The sequence below is a fragment of the Streptosporangium carneum genome (genome assembly GCF_027922005.1).
Taxonomy (GTDB): domain Bacteria; phylum Actinomycetota; class Actinomycetes; order Streptosporangiales; family Streptosporangiaceae; genus Streptosporangium; species Streptosporangium carneum.
Genome location: NZ_BSEV01000018.1, coordinates 27,699 through 47,200 on the forward strand (window position 1 = coordinate 27,699; position 19,502 = coordinate 47,200).

The 19,502-nt window shown below is 73.0% G+C and carries 16 protein-coding genes; 9 read left to right on the forward strand and 7 right to left on the reverse strand.

Features of this window, described 5'->3' with window-relative positions; genetic code table 11:
• The 7 genes from PKF00_RS29950 (at position 1) to PKF00_RS29980 (ending at position 8,406) form a co-directional block, all read left to right on the forward strand.
• Positions 1-1,683 (forward strand): ABC transporter ATP-binding protein, encoded by a 1,683-nt coding sequence (locus tag PKF00_RS29950; RefSeq protein WP_271221026.1) that lies wholly within the window; start codon positions 1-3, stop codon positions 1,681-1,683.
• Complete coding sequence (locus PKF00_RS29955) at positions 1,676-3,352, forward strand: ABC transporter ATP-binding protein (RefSeq protein WP_271221027.1); 1,677 nt, start codon at positions 1,676-1,678, stop codon at positions 3,350-3,352. Before PKF00_RS29950 ends, PKF00_RS29955 begins: the two co-directional genes overlap by 8 nt.
• A gap of 12 nt (positions 3,353-3,364) precedes the next feature.
• Positions 3,365-4,174 carry a siderophore-interacting protein gene (locus PKF00_RS29960; RefSeq protein ID WP_271221028.1) on the forward strand — a complete coding sequence of 270 codons (810 nt, stop codon included), beginning with the start codon at positions 3,365-3,367 and terminating at the stop codon, positions 4,172-4,174.
• Positions 4,175-4,253: 79 nt separating this feature from the next.
• Positions 4,254-5,216, forward strand: coding sequence for an ABC transporter substrate-binding protein (locus PKF00_RS29965; RefSeq protein ID WP_271221029.1), 963 nt, complete (start codon positions 4,254-4,256; stop codon positions 5,214-5,216).
• 9 nt (positions 5,217-5,225) lie between these two features.
• Positions 5,226-6,038: a siderophore-interacting protein gene (locus PKF00_RS29970; protein ID WP_271221030.1), complete on the forward strand. Its 813-nt coding sequence runs from the start codon at positions 5,226-5,228 to the stop codon at positions 6,036-6,038.
• Positions 6,039-6,148: 110 nt separating this feature from the next.
• The gene (locus PKF00_RS29975) at positions 6,149-7,315 is read left to right on the forward strand and encodes a FecCD family ABC transporter permease (RefSeq protein WP_271221031.1); all 1,167 of its coding nucleotides are present in this window, start codon (positions 6,149-6,151) and stop codon (positions 7,313-7,315) included.
• Positions 7,312-8,406: a FecCD family ABC transporter permease gene (locus PKF00_RS29980; protein WP_271221032.1), complete on the forward strand. Its 1,095-nt coding sequence runs from the start codon at positions 7,312-7,314 to the stop codon at positions 8,404-8,406. The genes PKF00_RS29975 and PKF00_RS29980 overlap by 4 nt, the downstream gene beginning before the upstream one ends.
• Before the next feature lie 46 nt (positions 8,407-8,452).
• Here the strand turns inward: PKF00_RS29980 and PKF00_RS29985 are convergent, their stop codons facing one another.
• From PKF00_RS29985 to PKF00_RS30000, 4 genes are read right to left on the reverse strand one after another with little or no spacing between them, the layout of a single operon-like run.
• Positions 8,453-9,286: an ABC transporter ATP-binding protein gene (locus PKF00_RS29985; protein WP_271221033.1), complete on the reverse strand. Its 834-nt coding sequence runs from the start codon at positions 9,284-9,286 to the stop codon at positions 8,453-8,455.
• Complete coding sequence (locus PKF00_RS29990; protein WP_271221034.1) at positions 9,265-10,329, reverse strand: FecCD family ABC transporter permease; 1,065 nt, start codon at positions 10,327-10,329, stop codon at positions 9,265-9,267. The genes PKF00_RS29985 and PKF00_RS29990 overlap by 22 nt, the downstream gene beginning before the upstream one ends.
• 8 nt (positions 10,330-10,337) lie before the next feature.
• The gene (locus tag PKF00_RS29995) at positions 10,338-11,375 is read right to left on the reverse strand and encodes a FecCD family ABC transporter permease (protein ID WP_271221035.1); all 1,038 of its coding nucleotides are present in this window, start codon (positions 11,373-11,375) and stop codon (positions 10,338-10,340) included.
• Between the two features lie 17 nt (positions 11,376-11,392).
• Positions 11,393-12,445: an iron-siderophore ABC transporter substrate-binding protein gene (locus PKF00_RS30000; RefSeq protein ID WP_271221036.1), complete on the reverse strand. Its 1,053-nt coding sequence runs from the start codon at positions 12,443-12,445 to the stop codon at positions 11,393-11,395.
• 420 nt (positions 12,446-12,865) lie between these two features.
• On the opposite strand from PKF00_RS30000, the gene PKF00_RS30005 reads away from it, so the two are divergent.
• A complete protein-coding gene (locus PKF00_RS30005) occupies positions 12,866-13,675 on the forward strand; it encodes a DUF1028 domain-containing protein (RefSeq protein WP_271221037.1) in 810 nt (269 codons plus the stop codon).
• 37 nt (positions 13,676-13,712) lie between these two features.
• Here PKF00_RS30005 and PKF00_RS30010 read toward each other — a convergent pair whose 3' ends face one another.
• Positions 13,713-16,544, reverse strand: a complete 2,832-nt coding sequence (locus PKF00_RS30010; RefSeq protein ID WP_271221038.1) for an AfsR/SARP family transcriptional regulator — start codon at positions 16,542-16,544, stop codon at positions 13,713-13,715.
• Positions 16,545-16,995: 451 nt separating this feature from the next.
• A complete protein-coding gene (locus PKF00_RS30015) occupies positions 16,996-17,532 on the reverse strand; it encodes a hypothetical protein (RefSeq protein WP_271221039.1) in 537 nt (178 codons plus the stop codon).
• A 414-nt stretch (positions 17,533-17,946) separates the two neighbouring features.
• Here PKF00_RS30015 and PKF00_RS30020 point away from each other — a divergent pair, with 414 nt between their 5' ends.
• Positions 17,947-18,747, forward strand: coding sequence for an alpha/beta fold hydrolase (locus PKF00_RS30020; protein WP_271221040.1), 801 nt, complete (start codon positions 17,947-17,949; stop codon positions 18,745-18,747).
• Between the two features lie 49 nt (positions 18,748-18,796).
• On the opposite strand, the gene PKF00_RS30025 is transcribed toward PKF00_RS30020, so the two are convergent.
• Positions 18,797-19,429, reverse strand: coding sequence for a TetR/AcrR family transcriptional regulator C-terminal domain-containing protein (locus PKF00_RS30025; RefSeq protein ID WP_271221041.1), 633 nt, complete (start codon positions 19,427-19,429; stop codon positions 18,797-18,799).
• Between the last annotated feature and the right edge of the window lie 73 nt (positions 19,430-19,502).

Sequence of the window (19,502 nt, forward strand, 5' to 3'; positions counted from 1 at the left end):
TTGCCCGCTTCCGCCCCCGCTCCCTCCACGGGCGCCGCCGGCCGCGGATCGCCCTCTTCCCCGCGGCCCGCGTCGCTGCTGCGCCAGTGCCTTCTGGCGCAGTGGCGCACGCTGGCCGCCGCCGTGACGGCGGCCGTCGTCCGGCAGATCGCCCTGCTGTCCATCCCGTGGTGCGTCCAGCGGGCCCTCGACGACGGCGTCTCCCGCGCCGACGTCGGCGTCACCGTCTCGTGGGCCATGGTGGTCCTCGCGGTGGCCGCCGCCCAATGGGCCGGGCTGCTCGGCTGGCAGTGGTGGGCGAACCTGGCGGACGCCCGGGTGGGCGTGAGCCTGCGGCACCGTCTCGCCCGGCACGTGGCCGCGCTCGGCGACGACGACCTCGCAGGATCCGGCGGCCGGGGCGACCTCGCCATGCGCGCCACCAGGGACGTCGACCTGGTGCGCGTCTGGGTGCACGGGCTGACCACGTGGGCGGTCATCGCCACCACGTTCGCGTTCGTCCTGCCCACGCTCGCCGTGCTCGAGCCCGTGCTGCTCTACGTGACGCTGGCGATGCTCCCGCCGCTCGTCCTGGTCAACGTGCTGTTCCCGCGCAGGTTCGAGCCCGCGCTCGCCGAGCTGTCCGACGCGCACGCCGCCCGTGCCGACGCCGTCGCCGACCTGCTGACCGCGGGCGGCGCGCTGCGCGGCCTCGGCGGCGCGGACGTCCTGCTGGGGCGTCACCACGCGCACAGCGCCCGGGTGGCCAGGGCGACGACGCGGGCCGCCGGGATCTCGGCGACCTGGTCGGCGCTCGGGCCGATGATCCCGAGGCTCGCGGTGGTCGCGGGAATCGGGTTCGGCGGTCTCGCGGTGCTGTCCGGCGACCTCACGGTCGGCGGTCTCGTCGCGTTCACCTCGTGGATGGTCACGCTCACGCTGGCCGTCGGCGTCGCCGTCGAGCGGTTCGCCGACCGGGGCCAGGCCGTCGTCGCGGCCCGCAGGATCGGGGAGATCCTCGCGCTGCGCCCCGCGACGGCCGACCCGGCCGACCCCGTCCCGCTGCCCGGGCACGGCACGCTCGTCTGCGAGGACGTGACGGTCCTGCGCGGAGAGCGGCGCGTGCTCGGACCCGTGTCCCTCTCGGTGCGGCCGGGCGAGGTGCTCGCCGTCGTCGGGCCGAGCGGCTCAGGCAAGTCCACGCTGCTGCGGCTGCTGTGCCGCCGCGCCGACCCGTCCGAGGGAACCGTGTCGTACGGCGGGACCGACCTGCGCGCGGCCGCCTGCGACGAGGTGGCCCGCCGCCTCGTCCTGGTGCCGCAGCGGCCGGTCCTGGTGTCCGGCACCCTCGCCGACAACCTGCGTCTCGGCCGGGACCTGGACGACGACGAGCTGCGCGCCGCCTGCCACGCGGCCGCGATCGACCTCCCTCTCGACGCGGAGGCGGGGGAGCGCGGCGGAGCCCTGTCCGGCGGTCAGGTGAAGCGGCTCGCGCTCGCCCGGGCGCTTCTCGGCCGCCCCGCCGTGCTGCTCCTCGACGACGTCACCTCGGCGCTCGACGAGACCACGGAGAGGCACGTCCTCGACCGGCTGCGCCGGTGGTCGCCGGAGACCGCCGTCGTCTTCGTGACCCACAGGGCCGCCGTCGCGGACGCCGCCGACCGCGTGCTCGATCTGACCGGCGTGGAGGTCTCCCATGGCTGAGGTCCTCCTGCTGTCGGACGAGCCGTCGCACGAGCGGCTGCTGCGCCGCGCCTGGCCTTACATGCGGCCCCACTCGGGGCGGCTGCTGGCCGCGCTCCTGCTCAGCCTCGCCGAGAGCGCCGCGCTCGTGGCCCTCGCGCCGCTCATCGGCCTGGCCGTCGAGGCGCTGGTCGCCGGCGACCGCGACAGGCTGCTCACGGCGGTCGCGCTGCTGGCCGCCCTGGTCGTGGCGCAGGCGTTGCTGGCCAGGTTCGCCGCGAGCACGCTCGCGGTCGCGGGCGAGAACGTCGTCCGAGGCCTGCGCGAGCGCGCCGCGGAACGGCTGGCCGAGGCGCCGCTGCGTTTCCTCGAGGCGCACCGTGGCGGCTCGCTGCTCCAGCGCGCGACCGGGGAGATCGCCGAGCTCGCGATGTTCGTCCGCGAGGCGCTGCCGAACCTGCTGGGCGTCACCGCCACCCTCGCCTTCACGATCGTCATGCTGCTGGGCTACTCGTGGCCGCTCACCCTCGTGGTCGTCGCGGTGTTCCTGCCGCCCGCGCTGTTGATCACCCGCTGGTTCGCCCGGGGCGCGGGGCCCGCCTTCGGCGCCCACGCCGGGGCGGAGGCCACCATGGCCGGGACCTTCGCCGAGACCCTCGACGTCCGCGAGGAGCTGCGCGCGGTCGGCGGCCTGCCGGCGTGGATGGAGCGGTTCGACCGGGACAACCTCGCCACGCTCACCACCCAGCGGCGCACGGTCCTGGTGGAGAACCGGATCGGCGCGATCACCCTCGTCGAGGGGGCGGCGATGGCCGTGCTGCTCGTCTTCGGCGCGTGGCTCGCCGCGGAGGGGCGGCTGAGCGTCGCGACCGTCGTCGTGTTCGTGCTGGCGGGCAGGAACCTGTTCGAGGGTTTCGGCGACCTGTCCCAGCTGGCGGGCGAGATCCAGACCGTGCGGGCGGGGCTGGCCCGCCTGCTCGACCTGCTGTCGGCCGGCGCCCCCGAGCCGGACGGCGTCCTGCCGCTTCCCGCCAGGGGAGAGCTGCTGGCGCAGGACGTCACCTTCCGCTACGAACGCGACACCGAGGTCCTGCGCGGGGTGTCGGTGCGCTTCTCCGAGGAGGCCCACGCGGGGCTCGTCGGAGAGACCGGTTCGGGCAAGACGACCCTGTCCAAGATCCTCGGCGGCCTCTACCCGCCCGACTCGGGGCGGGTCACCTTCGGCGGCGTCGACCTCCGGGAGGCCTCGCGGGAGGAGGTGCGCAGGCGGATCGCGCTGATCCCGCAGGAGGTGCACATGGTGTCGGGCTCGGTCGCCGACAACCTGGCCCTCGCCCCCGGGGAGCCGGGACGGGACGAGATGGAGGCCGCGTTCGAGGCGCTCGGCATCACCGCGTTCGCCGCCGCCCTGCCCCAGGGGCTGGACACCCCGGCCGACGACCTGTCGGCGGGGGAGCGGCAGATCCTCGGGCTGGTCAGGGCCGTGCTCGCGGATCCGGCCGTGCTCATCCTCGACGAGGCCACCGCCGACATCGACCCGGTCACCGCGCGCGACCTGGAGACCGCGCTCGCCCGGTTGCGCGAGGGCCGCACGCTCATCGTCATCGCCCACCGCCCGGCGACCATCGAGCTCCTGCCGCGCCTGGTCGGGCTGCGCGCGGGCGTGCTCGACACCCGGCACGAGAACTGATCGGAGTCGTCCATGTCCAGTGTCCGGCGCCCCCACCCAGACCTCGTCGACGAGCGGGAACCCGAGGCCTGGCAGTTCCCCCGCGTGGAGGTGGTCCGCGTCGCGTCCGTCACGCCGCGGATGACGCGGATCACCTTCGCGCTGGACGGCTTCGTCCCGGACCTGCCCGACCAGCATTTCAAGATCTTCTTTCCCCGCGGGCGCACGGACGGTCCCGTCGTGCCGATCGGCCCCGACTGGTACCGGCGGCTGCGGGCCGTGCCGCCGGAGCGACGGCCCGACATGCGGCTCTACACGATCAGGGAGATCCGCCCCGGCGAGGTGGACGTCGACTTCGTCCTGCACGGCGACGAGGGGCCGGGGTCGAGGTTCGCGCTCAACGCCCGCCCCGGCGACGTCGTCGGGATCTACGGTCCCGTCGGCACCTACCTGCCGCTGCCGAAGGACGACTGGGTGCTGCTCGTCGGCGACGAGACGGGGCTGCCCGCGATCGGCGCGATCCTGGAGTCGCTGCCCGAGGGTCTGCCCGTCATGGTCTTCGCCGAGATCGCCGACGCCGCGGAACGGCAACCGCTGCGCAGCGCGGGTGAGCTCACCCTTACCTGGCTCCACCGGGACGGCAGGCCCGCCGGAGGCACGGACCTGCTGCCCGAAGCGGTGCGGCGGGCGGTCTTCCCCAAGGGCAGGGGATACGCCTGGGTGGCCGCGGAGTCCGCGGCCGTCAAGGCCGTGCGCAGGCACCTGGTGGGCGAACGCGGCTTCGCCAAGGAGGACGTGGAGTTCGCCGGCTACTGGAGTCACGGTGAGGTCGACGAACTGTGAGACGCACTTGACGTGACAAACTCCTATCTCTTTACTTAGGTTTGCCTTACCTAACTTTTAATGATCCAGGAGACGCGGGATGCATCTCAGCAGGGCCGTTCTCGGCCTCGTCACAGCCGCACTGGTGGCCCTCACCGGTGCGTGCGGCTCCTCCTCACCGGAGAAGCCCGCGGCGGCCGACCCCTCCCAGGCGGCCGCCACGCGGGTCGTCGAGACCGCCAACGGGCCGGTCACGGTCCCCGCGGAGCCGAAGAAGGTCGTCTCGCTGCTCAACACGACCGCGGCCGTGCTCGAGCTGGGCATCACCCCCGTCGCGATCCTCCAGGAATGGGAGGGCGACTACTCCCCTGAGGACTGGGCGAAGGTCAAGGCCATCCCCGTCGTCGGCGCCGACGAGACGTCGATCAACTACGAGCAGCTCGCCCAGCTCCAGCCCGACCTCATCATCAGCACCCAGCGCAGGGCCGAGGACTTCGGCTACGACAAGCTCAGCGCCATCGCCCCGACCGTCTTCTTCGTGACGGAGAACCCCGCGGAGGTCCGCAAGGCCCTTCCCGAGATCGCCGGGGCGCTGGGCAAGGCGGACGCGATGGCCGGGAAGATCGCCGAGTACCAGGCGAAGATCGCCGACATCAAGTCGAAGTACTCCGCCGTCCTGGCGAAGACCACGTGGGACTACGTCGAGGGCGGCCCCGAGGGCTTCGTCGCGAACTCCCCGGTCTCCTGGCCCGGCCTGTTCATGGAGGAGGCCGGGCTGAAGTTCTCCAAGGTCGCGACCGCCGAGCGCGCCAACCGCGGCGTGCGGCTCTCCTTCGAGCAGGTCTCCCAGCTGGAGGACACCACCGTCGTCCTGTACGGCGCGCAACCCGACGGCGGCGTCGACCCCGCCACCCAGAAGCTGCTCGACCAGGGCTCCTGGAAACTGCTCCCCGCCGCGAAGGAGGGGCACGTCCACCCGATCAAGTACGGCTACCAGTACAGCTACAAGGGCGTTCTGGAGATTGTCAGCCAGATCGAAGCCATCCTCGCCAAGCTCGCCTAAGGATCCACGATGTCTGAAGTCACGATCGTCGAGTACCCCCTCAAACCACGGCTGCTGGAGGTCAGCCGGGTCCAGCGGATCACCCCGACCACCGTCCGGGTCACCCTGACGGGCCCCGACCTGGAGGACTTCCAGGAGGCCGCGCCCGCCGACCACGTCAAGCTCTGCTTCCCCGAGCCCGGCGCCGACCTGCCGGTGATGCCCAGGCTCGGCCCCGACGGCCTCGAACCGCCGCCGCCGGGCTCGCCCAGGCCGATCTTCCGCGACTACACCATCCGCCACCACCGCCCCGAGGCGTTGGAGATCGACGTCGACATGGTCGTCCACGGCCACGGTCCCGGCTCGACCTGGGCGGACAGGGCGGCCCCCGGCATGCGGCTCGGGGTGATCGGTCCCCGCGGCTCGGTCATGGTGCCGCTCCACCACGACTGGTACCTGCTGGGCGCGGACGAGACCGCCCTGCCCGCCCTCGCCCGCTGGCTCGAGGCGCTGCCGAGCGGAGCCAAGGTGTTCGCGTTCGTCGAGGTGGCCGACGCCCGGGAGGAGCAGCAGATCAGCAGTGCCGCCGACGTCAGCCTGACCTGGCTGTACCGCGGCGACGCCGAGCCGGGCACCGGCGACCTGCTGGAGAAGGCCATCCGCGGCGTGCGCAGGCCCCAGGGTGAGGGATTCGCCTGGGTCGGCGGCGAGGCGGGCGTGCTCAAGCCCATCCGCCGTTACCTGCGCGGCGAGTTCGGTCTCCCCAAGGACCGCATCGACGTCGACGGCTACTGGAAGCGCGGCGTGATCAACCTCGACCACCACGAAGACGACGAGGACTGAGTGGGCCTCGCCACCGGAGTGCCGGCCGCCCTCGCCCACCTCGTCGTCACGACGGTGACGGCGTCCCCGCCCCCGCGGGCCCCGCGCCCCGCCCCGGTGGAGGTCACGGCATGACCGTCGGGCGGGCGGTCCCGGGGCGGGGCGGGGACGTCACGGACACGGCGGGCCCGCCGTCCGGAGACGACGGCAGAGGAGCGGCGCGGATCCCCGCCGCGGCGGCCGCAGACTCTGTGAACTCTGTGGACTCCGTGGCCGCCGCGCGCTCGCGGGAACGGGCCCGCGGCAACGCGTTGCGCGCGGGCGGCGCCCTGCTGGCCGCGGGGCTGCTGGTCCTCGCCGTGATCGCGAGCCTCGCCGTCGGGTCGAAGGCCATCCCGTTCGGCGACGTCGTACGGCTCCTGCTGCACCCCGACAACTCGGACGCGGCCCACGTCATCCAGGAACTGCGCGTTCCCCGGACCCTCCTCGGGCTCGGGGTCGGCGCCAGCCTGGCCCTCGCGGGCGCGCTCATGCAGGCGCTCACCCGCAACCCGCTGGCCGACCCCGGCATCCTCGGCGTCGAGGCGGGCGCGGTCATCGCCATCGCGGCCGCCATCGGCCTGTTCGGGCTGCATGGCCTGGGGGAGTTCGTCTGGTTCTCCTTCGCGGGCTCCGCGATCACCGCGGTCGTCGTCTACCTCATCGGCTCAAGCGGGCGGACGGGCGCGACCCCCGTACGGCTGGCGCTCGCCGGAACGGCCGTGAGCGCGGCCCTCGCCGCCTCCACCCAGGCGTTCGTGCTGACCGACCCCAAGGCGTTCGAGCAGTACCGGTACTGGGGGACCGGCGCGCTCAGCGGACACGACCTCGCGGTGGCGGTCAAGGTCGCCCCCTTCATGCTCGCCGGTCTGGTCATCGCGATGTCGCTCGGCAAGTCCCTGAACGCCATCGCGCTCGGTGACGACATGGGACAGGCCCTCGGGGTCAGGCCCGGCCGTACCCGGGCGCTGGGCGTCGTGGCCGTCACCCTGCTGTGCGGCGCGGCCACCGCGGCCGTCGGTCCCATCGGGTTCGTCGGCCTGGTCGTGGCGCAGGCGGCCCGTCTCGTCGTCGGCCAGGACAACCGCTGGGTGCTGCTGTACTCGCTGCTGCTCGGCCCCGTGCTGCTGCTGGTCGCCGACATCGTGGGCAGGCTCGTGCTGTGGCCCGCGGAACTGGAGGCCGGAGTGGTCACCGCCTTCATCGGCATGCCGGTCTTTCTCGCCCTCGTCCGCCGCAGGAGGATCGCCCAGCTGTGAACGCTCTGAAGGCCGTGAGACGTCCGAGGCCCGCGACGCCCCGCCCGGCCCCCGGAGGCCGTCCCGGGTTCACGATCGGAACCCCGGGGCGCGGCGTCGCCTTCCGCGTCGACCGCAGGGCGGCGGTGGCCGGCGTCGCCCTCGCCGTCGCCCTGGCCGCGCTCACCGTCTTCGCCATCGGAACCGGCCAGTACCAGATCTCTCCCGGGGACGTCCTGCGCGCCCTCGCGGGAACGGGCGAGAGAGCCCACATGTTCGTCGTCGAGACGCTCAGGCTGCCGCGTGCGCTGACCGCCCTGCTGGTCGGGGCGGCCCTCGGCGTGGCGGGGGCGATCTTCCAGAGTCTCACCCGAAACCCGCTGGGCAGTCCCGACATCGTCGGTTTCACCACCGGGGCCGCCACCGGCGCTCTCATCCAGATCATCGTGGTCGGCGGGGGAATGGCGGCGGTGGCCGGCGGCGCGCTCGCGGGCGGCCTGCTCACCTCGCTCGCCGTCTACCTCCTCGCCTTCAGGGACGGGGTGCACGGCTACCGGCTGATCCTGGTCGGCATCGCGATCAACGGCGGCCTGGTCGCGACCAACATCTACCTGGTCGCGCGGGCCGAGTTCGCCGACGCCCACGTCGCCGTCACCTGGATGACCGGCAACCTCAACGGGCGAAGCTGGGGCCATGTGCACCTGCTCGTCGCCGCGCTCGCGATCCTGCTCCCCGTGACCCTCGCGCTCGGCGGGAAGCTGAAGCTCATGGAGCTCGGGGACGAGCCCGCCACCGCCCTGGGCGTGCCGGTCGAGCGCTTCCGCCTGCTGCTCATGCTGCTGGGCGTGGCCCTGACCGCGATGGCGACCGTGGCCGCCGGGCCCGTTCCGTTCGTCGCGCTCGCCGCGCCCCAGCTCGCGCGCAGGCTGACCAGGGCGACCGGTCCCGTCCTGGCCGTCTCGTGCCTCATGGGCGCGCTGCTGCTGGTGGCCGGCGACCTGGCCGCCCAGCGGCTGTTCGCCCCCACCCAGCTGCCCGTCGGGGTGATGACCGGCTCCCTCGGCGGCGTGTACCTGGTCTGGGTCCTGGTCTCCGGGTGGAGAAGGCGATGACCGTACCCCGGTGACCGTCACCCGGTGACCGTCACCCCGACGACCGTCAGCCCGCGGCCGGGGTGCGGGGGTGGGGAACCACCATCGGGGTGGACGTCCGGGGGTCGGGCACGACGTCGCAGGCCAGCCCGAACACCTCCTCGACGAGCCGCGGGGTCAGCACCTCCGCGGGCGGCCCCTGCGCGACCGCCCGCCCCTGCTTCATCACGATCAGGTGGGAGGCGAAGCGGGCGGCCTGGTTGAGGTCGTGCAGCACGGCGACGATGGTCTTGCCGTCCCGGTGCAGCTCGCGGCAGAGCTCCAGCAGGTCGTACTGGTGGGCGATGTCGAGGAAGGTGGTCGGCTCGTCGAGCAGCAGCAGGTCCGTCTGCTGCGCGAGCACCATGGCGATCCACGCGCGTTGCCGCTGGCCGCCGGACAGTTCGCTCGCCCGCGCCCCCGCGAGCTGGTCGAGGCCGGTGCGCTCGAGGGCGAAGCCGATCGCGGCCTCGTCGTCCGGCGACCACTGGCGGAGCAGGGTGTGGTGCGGGTAGCGGCCGCGCCGTACGAGCCCCCGCACGTCGACGCCCTCGGGTGCGATCGGGTTCTGCGGCAGGAGGGCCACGTGGCGGGCGGCGTCCCTTCCACGGTAGGACCAGATGTCCCGGCCGTGCAGCAGAACGCGCCCGAGGTCGGGTCTCAGCACGCGCGCCAGCCCCTTCAGGAGGGTCGACTTGCCGCACCCGTTCGGCCCGATGATCATGGTGAGCTCGCCGTCCGGGATGTCGAGGCTGACGTCCCGCACGACGGGGGCGCCGCCGTAGGAGATCGTCACCCCCCGCGTGCCCAGCCCTGTCTCGCGCGGCACTGCCTGGGTGCTCAAAGGCTTCCCTTTCTCCATTCGCGGGTCAGCAGGTATCCGAGGTAGAGGCCGCCGACGGCCAGCGTGTAGACGCCGACGGGCAGGTTGCCCGGGATGGGCGACTGCTGCGCGGCGAGGTCGGCGAGCGTCAGCAGCAGCGCGCCGACCAGCGCGGCCAGCGTCAGATGCGGCCCCGGGCCGCCGGTGAGCCGTCTGGCGATCTGCGGGGCGGTCAGGGCGATGAACGCCACGGGGCCCGCGACGGCGACCGCGCCCGCGGACAGGACGACCGACAGCGTGACGGCGACGGCCCTCGTGCTCCTGGGCTCGGCGCCGAGTCCGGCGGCGAGCTCGTCGCCGAGCTCGGAGACGCCGAGGCGTCGTGAGGCGAGCGCGACGAGCGGGACGACGGCCAGCAGGACGATCCAGATCGTCGCGGCGTGCTCCCAGGAGCGCGCCGCCAGACTGCCGTTGACGTAGGCGGTGAGCACCGTGGCCTTGTCCCGCTCGACCGCGTAGACGACGTACTGGGTGAACGCGGTGGCGATCGCGTGGACGCCGATGCCCGCGACGATGAGACGGCCCGGGTCGCGGAAGCCGGTCCCGGTCGACGCGTGGACCAGCACCATGGCCGCCGCCCCGCCCGCCAGGGCGCCCGCGGAGGCGGGCAGCGCGCCGGGCAGCAGGAGCGCGACGGCCGCCGCCCCGGCCCCCGCGCCCGCGCCGAGCCCGATCACGTCCGGGCTGCCGAGAGGGTTGCGGGTGACCGTCTGGAAAAGCGCGCCCGACAGGCCGAGCGCGGCTCCGACGCCGACGGCCACGACCAGGCGCGGGCCGCGCAGGCGCTCGAGGACGAACGCCTGCTTGCCCTCCGCCCCCCTGGTGAGGGCGCCCGCGAGGTCGGCGAGGGAGAGGCCGAGCCGTCCGAGCGACAGCGTGGCGACGGCGGCGGCGACGAGGAGCGCCACGGTGACGACGGCGACGACGACGGAGGCGCGCGCGGCCGGGACCGCCACCGCGCGCCCGATCGTGACGAAGCCTCGCGGCGAGGGGGCCCGGACGCCGGAGCGTGTCCGTGTCATGCCGCGTCTCATCCTGTGCCTCTCATCCTGCGTACGGCCAGCAGCAGCGCCGGAGCACCGATGAACGCGGTCACCACGCCCACCATCAGTTCCTGCGGGCGCAGGACGACGCGACCCACGACGTCCGCCAGGAGCAGCAGGGCGGGGCCGACGACGGCCGAGAACACGATCTGCGCGCGGAAGTCGACGCCGAGGAGCGCCCTGACGATGTGCGGCACGGCCAGGCCGACGAAGGCGATGGGGCCGACCGCGGCCGTCGCCGCCGTGCTCAGCAGCGTCGCCGCCAGGAGACCGCAGGAACGCGTCAGGGCGGGGCTCGCGCCGAGCGCCGTCGCGGACTCCTCGCCCAGCGCGAGCGTGTTGAGCCTCGGTCCCAGCAGCACGGCGAGCAGCAGGCCGGGGACGGCCAGGGGGAGGGCGGAGAACACGACGTCGAAGTCCCGCCCTCCCAGAGCGCCGACCACCCAGTAGCGATAGCTGTCGAAGACCCGCGGGTTGCTCAGGGTCACCGCCTGGACGTAGGCGTTCAGCACCGCGGAGACGACCGCGCCGGACAGGACGAGCCGCACCAGGCCCGCGCCCGAGCCCGCGGAGCCGACGACGTGGACGACGAGCCCGGCCAGCAGCGCCCCCGGCAGCGCCCACCACAGGGTGGCCGAGGGGCCGGAAACGCCGAGGAAGGCCGTCGCGGTGACGATCCCGGCGGACGCGCCCGAGGTGATGCCGAAGAGCCCGGGATCGGCGAGGGGGTTGCGGGTGACGCCCTGCATCAGCGTTCCCGCGACGGCGAGGCAGAGCCCGGCGAGCAGTCCGAGCGCCGTCCGCGGGTAGCGGCTCTCGACGACCGTGGCGGTCTCCGGGGCCGCGTCGCCGGTGAGGACGTCCAGGACGTCCGCGGCCGAGGTGGGGTGACTGCCGAACGCGATGCTCGCGAGCACGGCGAGCGCGAGCACGAGGAGTCCGGCGGCCAGGAGGGACGCCTGCCGGGCGGCCCCGACGCGAGAGGCGCCGGGGCCGCCCGGCAGCGCGCGGGTGGCGGTGCTCATCGAGACGCGGAGCGGTGTCAGCGCTTGACGGTGGCGACGGCCTTGTCGATCAGAGGCAGGTAGCGGTCGATCACCCACGGCACCGTGAGCGGGTTGATGATCGACGACGCGGTGACGAAGGGGGTGTCGGCGCTGAAGACGACGCCGCCGCGCTTGACCGCGGGGATCGCCGCGTACAGCTTCTGCCCCTCGATCTCCTTGCGGGTCTTCTCGTCGGTGTAGAAGGTGAAGAGCACGTCGCTGCCCGCGAGCTTCTGCGCGTTCTCCAGGCCGATGAGGGCCGAGTCGGTGCCCTCGGTCTCCTTGAAGGAGTCCACCACCGGATCGACCGTGAGCCCGAGGGAGGAGACCATCTCGACCCGCTGCTCCCGCGGTTTGAACACGCCGAGGGTGCCGGGGCCGGTGGTGTAGATGTAGGAGAAGGTGACGCCCTTGTACTGGGGCCGGGTCGCGGCCGCGTCGGCGAGCCGCTTCCTGAGGTCGGCGATCAGCTTCTGGGCCTCGGCGGGCTTGCCCAGCGCCTTGGAGATGATCTCGATCTGCTGGTCCCAGTTCGTGCTCCACGGAAGGTCCGGGTAGGCCACGGTCGGGGCGATGCCCGACAGGACGGCGTACTGCTCCTTCGTGATGCCGGACCAGGGCGCGAGGATGACGTCGGGGTCGAGTTCGACGATCGTGTCGAAGTCGATGTCCTCGCCGCCCGCGAACTGCTTCGGCAGGGTGCCGCCCGCCTTGGTCACCGCCTCATGGATCCACGGCAGGTAACCGGTCTTGTCGCTGCCCCAGGCGTAGCTCTCGATCCCCACCGGGGTGAGGCCCAGCGCGATCGAGGTCTCGGCGGACCCCTGCCCGAGGGTGACGACGCGCTCGGGCTGCTCGGTGATCTTCGCCTGGCCGAGCGCGCTGTCGATCGTGACCGGGAACGCGGAACCGCCGGTCTGCGCCGGAGCGGCGGCGGCGGGCTTCTCCTCAGGGGTGGAGGAGCAACCGCCGAGGGCCAGGGCGGCCATGGCGACGATCGCTGAGAGGGTGAGCGCAGGGCGGCGCGCACCGGTGAACCTGGACGGCATGGATGTTCCCTGTGTTTCGTCGGTCGCACAGTCGCGTCCCGCCGCCACGGGGAGGGGTGGGGCCGAGGACGGGGCAAAGGGGGAAGACTGCACGGGCCGGGACCCGGACGTTGAAGTTAGGTAAGACTAACCTATGTAATATCAAGTTCTCAAACCATGCTGAAAGTGCCTTATCTACGCGCTTTCCCCCCAAAAGCAGCATGTGAGTCGTGACACGGACGGTCGCTCCGGACGGCGCGGCGGTCTCCCGATCCCGGACGACCCGGTGTTCTTCACGATCACGCCGGACGGCGAGGTGTTCTCACGGTCGCATCGGACGCGGCGGGGACGGCGGCCGCCGTACGGCGGGTGTGGATCTTCGGCTCGCGATCATCCGCCGGAGGCATGGACCCCGCCGGGGCGGCTCGATACGGTCGGCGGGTGACTTTTTCGATCGTGGCACGGTCGGGCGACGCCTACGGGGTCACGGTGGCGAGCAAGTTCCTGGGGGCCGGGGCGCTCGTGCCCGCGGCCGAGGCGGGCGCGGGGGCGCTGGCGACCCAGGCGTGGGCGAACGTGGCGTTCCGCCCGCAGGGGCTGGCGATGCTGCGCACCGGCGTGCGCGCGCAGGACGTGGTGGCCGGGCTGACCGCCGCCGATCCGGGCCGGGCGCACCGCCAGCTGGGGGTGGTCGGTCCGGAGGGCGAGGGGGCGACCTTCACCGGCGAGGAGTGCCTGGACTGGGCGGGCGGGGCGGCCGGCGACGGCTACGCCGTCCAGGGCAACATGCTGACCGGCCCCGAGGTGGTCGAGGCGATGGAGTCGGCCTGGCTGGCGTCGGCCGAGCTGCCCTTCGCCCGGCGGTTGGCGGCCGCGCGCGCGGCGGGCGACGCGGCGGGCGGCGACCGCCGGGGCAGGCAGAGCGCGGCGCTGTACGTGGTCGAGGCGGGCGCGGGCTACGCGGGCTGGGGCGACGTCGCCTGCGACCTGCGTGTCGACGATCACCCGGATCCGGCGGCCGAGCTGGGGCGGCTGCTCGGGATCCACGAACTGCTGTTCGGCAAGCCCGACCCGGCGGCGCTGCTGGAGGTGGGGGGAGAGCTGGCCGAGGAGATCGAGGCCCGGGTGAAGCAGCTGGGATACGCGACGCTCGACCAGTGGGCCGGGGTGGAGAACCTCGAGGGCCGTCTGGTCGAAGGCCGGATCGACCCGGTGGTCCTGTCCCACCTCCGGGCCGCGGGCGAGCGGTAGCTCTCCGGCCGGCCTCCGCGGGAGTCCCCTGGGCTCGTCATGGAGTCTTCCTCCTGCCGGGCGGGTCAGGTGGTGAGGCGGGGGCGGAGAGCCCTTCGAGAGCGGCCAGTTTCGCGCGAACCCCGTCCGCGCCGGGCAGGCCGAGGTCGTCGAGGATGTCCACCGCCTTTCGCCAGGCGTCACGGGCCGCACTCGGGACCCCCGCGGAGTGGTGGGTGTCGCCGAGGTGGGTGAGGATGCGCGCCTCCCAGTAGCGGTCCCTGAGCTCTCCGAGCAGCTCCAGGGCCTGCCGGTAGCACGCGACGGCCTGGATGTGATGACCGAGATGGTGGTGTACGTAACCGAGGCGGTCCAGCGTCTCGCCCTGTCCGTGGAGGTCACCGATCTCCTGGAACAGGGCGAGCGAGCGCTGGCAGTTCGTCAGGGCCCGCCGGTGGTCGCCGAGTTGGGCCTGGAGCCAGCCGAGCGTGCTGAGGGCGAGGGCCTTCCCGTGCCGGTGATCGGCCGCGTCGAACAGCTCGAGACACCGCCGGGCGTGGTGGAGCGCCTCCGTGTGGCGCCCCTGCCGCTCGGACAGCACGGCGAAGCTGTAGTGCGTCTGGGCCTGCCCCGGCTTCTCGCCGGCCAGGCGGAAGAGGGCGAGCGCGTCCTGGAGGTGGGCGCGGGCCTCGTCGAAACGGCCGAGCTGTATGTGGGCGTGGCCGGACTGCTGGTGGGCGCCGGCCTCCGTGGCGGGATCGGACAGCCGTCGGCCGGAGGTCACGGCCGCGCGTTGGGCGGCGATCCAGTCGTGCCAGTGCCCCTGCCGGTCGAGGAAGTCGGTGAGGGTCCAGGCCAGCTGCCAGGTGTGCGTGTCGAACCCGGCGTCGGACGCGTGCTCGACGGCGGCGAGCAGTACGGCATGCTCGGTGGTGAACCAGGTCAGCGCCTGCCTGTGGTCGGGGAGTCGTTCGGGGGTGACCCCCGCTCCGAGCGGGGCGAGGGGGATCGCGTCCCGGCACGCGTGCAGCAGCAGAGCGGCGGCGTACGCGGTGTGCAGGTAGTGGTCCAGCGTCCGGTGGATCGCGGCCCGGCGTTGCTGGTCGGTGTCGGTGGCGTGCGCCTGTTCGGCGGCGTAGGCGCGCAGCAGGTCATGGAAGGCGTACCGGCCAGGAACGTGCTCGACGATCAGGTTCGCCCGGGTCAGCTCGGCCAGCAGAGACTGCACCTGACGCCTGGGAAGACCGGCGAGACTGGCCGTCGCCGAGGCCGAGATGTCCGGGCCCGGATGCAGGGCGAGGAGCCGGAACAGCAGGGCCGCCTGGGGGGCGAGGGTGCGGTACGACCAGGAGAGCACCGCGCGGACATCGGTGGCCGCGTCGCCTCCGGTGAGGACGTCCAGCCGGTTCTGCACGTCGCCGAGCTCCGTGGCCAGGGCGTGCAGCGGGAAGCGGAGGTGGGCGGCGGCCCTGGCGGCCACGACGGCCAGGGCCAGGGGAAGGTGGGCGCATCGGCTGATGATCTCTTCGACGGCCTGCGGTTCGTCCGCGATCCGGTCGGCGCCCAGCCGCAGGGTCAGCAGCTCCCGTGCCTCCACCGGGGTGAGCAGGTCGAGGGTGAGCGGGAGGGCGCCGTCGGCTACCAGACCGGCGAGCTGGTTACGGCTGGTCACCAGCGCCAGGCAGCCGGGGGCGCCGGGCAGCAGCGGGCGGACCTGGTCGGCGTTGCGGGCGTTGTCCAGCACGATGAGTATCCGGCGGCCTGCGAGCAGACTGCGGTACAGGGCGGACTGGGCGTCCACGCCGATCGGTATCCGCTGCGGTGTCACCTGCAGGGCGTCGAGGAATCCGCGCAACGCCTCCGCCGGATCCATCATCGAACCGCTCGGGTCGAACCCGCGCAGGTTCACGTACAACTGCCCGTCGGGGAACCGGTGGCGAACCTGGTGGGCCCAGTGCACGGCCAGCGCGGTCTTGCCCACTCCCGCGGTGCCGGCCAGCGCGCTGACGACCACGGTGGCGGCCTGCTCGTCCGAGGCGGGCAGGGCGGCGTGGAGCCTGGCCAGTTCGGCGTTCCGTCCGGAGAATCCGCGTATGTCCCGGGGCAGCTGGGCCAGGGCGACGGATGCGGGCCTGGGGTGCGGGGGCGTCACGGCCGGGCGCTGCCCGTCGAGGTCGTCACGCAGGATCGCCTGGTGCACCCGGCGGAGCTCCGCGCTGGCTTCGGCGCCCAGCTCCTCGACCAGCCGTCTGCGGGTGACGGAGTAGAGGTCGACGGCCTGAGTGGAGCGCCCCACCGTGTACAGGGCGCGCATCAGCACCGCGACCAACGGTTCGAGGAGCGGATTCTCGCCGACCAGGTCGGTCAGCGGGCCGATCACCGCGGCGGCGTTCTCGACCCGCAGCTCGGCGCGGGCCCATGCCGTGACCGCGTCGAGGTACTGCTGACGCCAGCTCTGCCGCGTCCGGGCGGCCCACTGCCCGGTCAGACCGCCGAGAGGCTCCCCCTGCCACAACCCGAGCGCCTCGCGCAGCAGCGTCACCCGCTCGACGTCCGGGAGCTTCGGGGCACGTGCGGCCTGGAGCAGGTGCCGGAACCGGTGCACGTCCACTCGCTCAGGGGCGACCTCCAGCAGGTAGCCGCCGGAGCGGCGTACCAGCCGTGCCGAAGGTCCCGCCGGGCCGCCGGTCTGTTCCAGCAGGCGCCGGATACGGGCGACGTGGGCGTGCAGGGCTCGTCGGACGTGCTCAGGCGGCCGATCCTCCCAGATTCGGTCGATGAGGGTCTCGACTGTCACCGGCCTGCCCGCGTTCACTGCCAGCGACGCCAGCACCGCGCAGCGCTGGGGTGGTCCGGCCGAGATCGTCCCCTCCGCTGTGACGATCTCCACTGGTCCCAAAAGATGAAAAATGACCATATTTCACCTCAAGTCCGAATGCGCTCACCAACCTCCTCGCGGCCACATCATCGCAGTCGGTGATGTGAAATTGACAGCATTCAATTATTTATATAGATCCACTTACGAGAAAAGTGCTATATGGTGCTTTTTCTCCTTGTGGTCGGAAATTCATGAACAGTCGTCGGTGCGATCCGAGGAGATCGGCGACGGCCTGACTGCGGCCCCGCCGAATGCCGTCGAACGCCGGACGGTCGTGACGTCGGCGCGCGGCGGCGACGCGGTGGGCGGTGACGCTGGACGGTGGCGCTGGGCGGTGGAGGGCGGGGTCTTGCCCCCCCGTGCGGCCGTGGCTCCCGACTCGATCCCTGATCCGTCTCCCGCTCGACGGCGACCGCCACCCGGTGGTCGCCGGGTGGCGGTCGGTCCTTCTTCTGTCGGCTCGTCAGCCGCAGTAGCGGTGTTCGGGGGAGACGCTGGTGAACCTGACCGAGGGAGGCAGGACAGTCGCCCGCACCACGAAGCAGCCGCCCTGCTCGGAGGCGTCCTTGAGGTGGGGAAGCGCTCTGGCGTACGGATAGAGCGTGGCGACCGCGCACGCCGCGGCGATGGCGCGGTTGGGCACCCTGACGCAGATGATCTGCGCGGCGATCTCGACGACCCAGCCGTGCTTGTCCAGATACGTGCTGATCGTCTGAGTGGTCGCCGAGCTGAAGTAGAAGGCGCATGCGCCGCCGCCGCAGACACGGCGGACTCGCTGGCCCGCGGCCTTCGCCGACGACACGGGCGCGGTGGCGTCCGTGGCGGTGCTCGCGACGGTGAGCGGGCGGGTCGCGGTGGCGGTGGCGGTGGTGGTTACGGTGGCGGCATGAGCCGAGCCGGCGGGGCCGACGCTCAGCCACGCGACGGCCGACAGCAGGACAAGGGCCCGCCAGAAGCGGGCCGGGAGACGCGGGACGGGGACGGGGCAACGGTGATCCACAGCAGCCACTCCTTGACCGGGGACGGATCTTCGTGGGCGGATCGGACGACGGCGGGGAAGCCGACGCGCCCATGCTCCGGTCGAGGTGCGGATGGAATGTTGTCGATATGTTGTCGCCGGACGGCTTTCCGCTCCCGGCGTGTCCAGGCCTGCGGAAAGGCTCCGCGCCGATCGCCTCCCGCCGTGAGGCCCCAATGCGGGAAACGCGGCCGGGTGTCCATGCCGCGTCACCCGAAAGCCCTGAGACGGCATGGGGAAAGGCATTCCTTGAGGAAAACCCCGGCCGTTTCACCGGCCGCGGAGAGGTCAGGAGAAGAAACCGGCGGAACGCGGACGCCTGACCTCCGGCGGGTGTCCTCGTCGCGTCCGGCGGAACGCGGCGGAACCTGGTCGTCCGGCCTTTAGCCTCGTCGGGTGGAGGAAACGGCGCGTGAGGTCGTGACCGGTGACGGGGTCCGGCTGGTCTGCCGGGACGGCGGGGGGCCGGGCCCGGCCGTCGTGCTGTTGCACGGCCTGGCCGGGGCGTCGAGCGAGTGGAGGGCCGTGGCGGACCTGCTCGGTCCGGAGTGGCGGACCGTCGCCGTCGACCAGCGCGGGCACGGAGACAGCGAGAGGCGTCCCGCCGACGTCTCCCGGGCCGCTCACGTCGCCGACGTCGTCGAAGTGATCGGCGCGCTGCGGCTGGGGCCTGTGGCGCTGGTCGGCCAGTCGCTCGGCGGCAACACGGCTCTGCTGGTCGCCGCGGCGGCTCCCGACCTGGTCAGGGGGCTGGTCCTGGTCGAGGCCGGTCCCGGGCGGCCGGATCCCGCCGCGCCGGGCGAGATCGGTGGCTGGCTGGACTCCTGGCCGGTGCCGTTCCCCGACCGGGAGCGGGCGGCCGACTTCCTCGGGGGCGGGAGCGTGGGACGGGGCTGGGCGTCCGGGCTCGTGGAGACCGACGAGGGGCTGTGGCCCCGTTTCGACCGCGAGGTCGTGGTGGCGTCGCTCACCGCCGCGTGCGAGCGGTCCTACTGGGACGAGTGGCGGCGGATCCGGTGCCCGGCGCTGGTGGTGCTGGGGGAGAGGGGGATCGTCGGCGTCGGGGAGAGCGACCGGATGCGCGACCTGCGCCCCGACATCCCGATCGCCGTGGTCGCCGGAGCCGGTCATGATCTCCATCTCGAGGACCCCCGCGCGTTGCACGAGCGGATGGCGGGTTTTCTGCGGGGCCTGTGACAGACGATCGCTCCCCACGACAGGCCCCGCACCGGGCGGGGCCGGGCCGTCAGGGCGGCGCGGCGTCCGCGGGCGAGCGCGTGCTCCGCGTCGCCCGCTCGTGCGCCGACCTCGCGCGGACGGTGAGCACCCCGGCGAGGTCGACGTCGCTGGAACGGCCGCCGAAGCCGGACTCCGAGATCAGCCGCGCTCCGAGGACGGCGCTCCAGAAGGTCCGCGCCTCGGTCTCGGCGGGCCGGTCGATGACCCAGTCGTGACGTTCGAGGACCGCGGTGAGGTACCGCTGCGCCTGACGGAACAGCAGGGCGAGGTCGTGCTGCGCCACCGGCCGCAGCTCCGGCCGGTGCCGGGTGATCGACATCGCCTGGACGGCGATCGGCACCGCGGGCAGTGCCAGCGCCGTGCGGGCCATCGCCTCGCGGAACGCCTTGGGGGTGCGTTGCCTGCGGCCGATCGGCTCCAGCCGCTCGGCGTCGCGGAGCAGCATCAGGAACGCCGCGTGGACGAACAACGCGTCCTTGGACCCGAAGTAGTAGGTGACCTGGTTCGGATGGGCGCCGGCCGCGGCCGCGATCTCGGCCACGCTCACGGAGCCGGAGTCGCGTTCGGCGAAGAGCGCCACGGCCTGTTCGAGGAGCTGCGCGCGGGTGCGGCGGCCGCGGCTGCGGGGCGGTTCGCTCATGGACACCCGATATTTGTATGCGATACAACTAAGCGAGGGCAAGCCCGGACCCACTGCTTCCACGATGAGGAGA

Coding starts and splice junctions, on each gene's coding strand:
- PKF00_RS29955 (WP_271221027.1), top strand. CDS start 1,676: ATGGCTGAGGTCCTCCTGCTGTCGGACGAGCCGTCGCACGAGCGGCTG.
- PKF00_RS29960 (WP_271221028.1), top strand. CDS start 3,365: ATGTCCAGTGTCCGGCGCCCCCACCCAGACCTCGTCGACGAGCGGGAA.
- PKF00_RS29965 (WP_271221029.1), top strand. CDS start 4,254: ATGCATCTCAGCAGGGCCGTTCTCGGCCTCGTCACAGCCGCACTGGTG.
- PKF00_RS29970 (WP_271221030.1), top strand. CDS start 5,226: ATGTCTGAAGTCACGATCGTCGAGTACCCCCTCAAACCACGGCTGCTG.
- PKF00_RS29975 (WP_271221031.1), top strand. CDS start 6,149: ATGACCGTCGGGCGGGCGGTCCCGGGGCGGGGCGGGGACGTCACGGAC.
- PKF00_RS29985 (WP_271221033.1), bottom strand. CDS start 9,286: ATGGAGAAAGGGAAGCCTTTGAGCACCCAGGCAGTGCCGCGCGAGACA.
- PKF00_RS29990 (WP_271221034.1), bottom strand. CDS start 10,329: ATGACACGGACACGCTCCGGCGTCCGGGCCCCCTCGCCGCGAGGCTTC.
- PKF00_RS29995 (WP_271221035.1), bottom strand. CDS start 11,375: ATGAGCACCGCCACCCGCGCGCTGCCGGGCGGCCCCGGCGCCTCTCGC.
- PKF00_RS30000 (WP_271221036.1), bottom strand. CDS start 12,445: ATGCCGTCCAGGTTCACCGGTGCGCGCCGCCCTGCGCTCACCCTCTCA.
- PKF00_RS30025 (WP_271221041.1), bottom strand. CDS start 19,429: ATGAGCGAACCGCCCCGCAGCCGCGGCCGCCGCACCCGCGCGCAGCTC.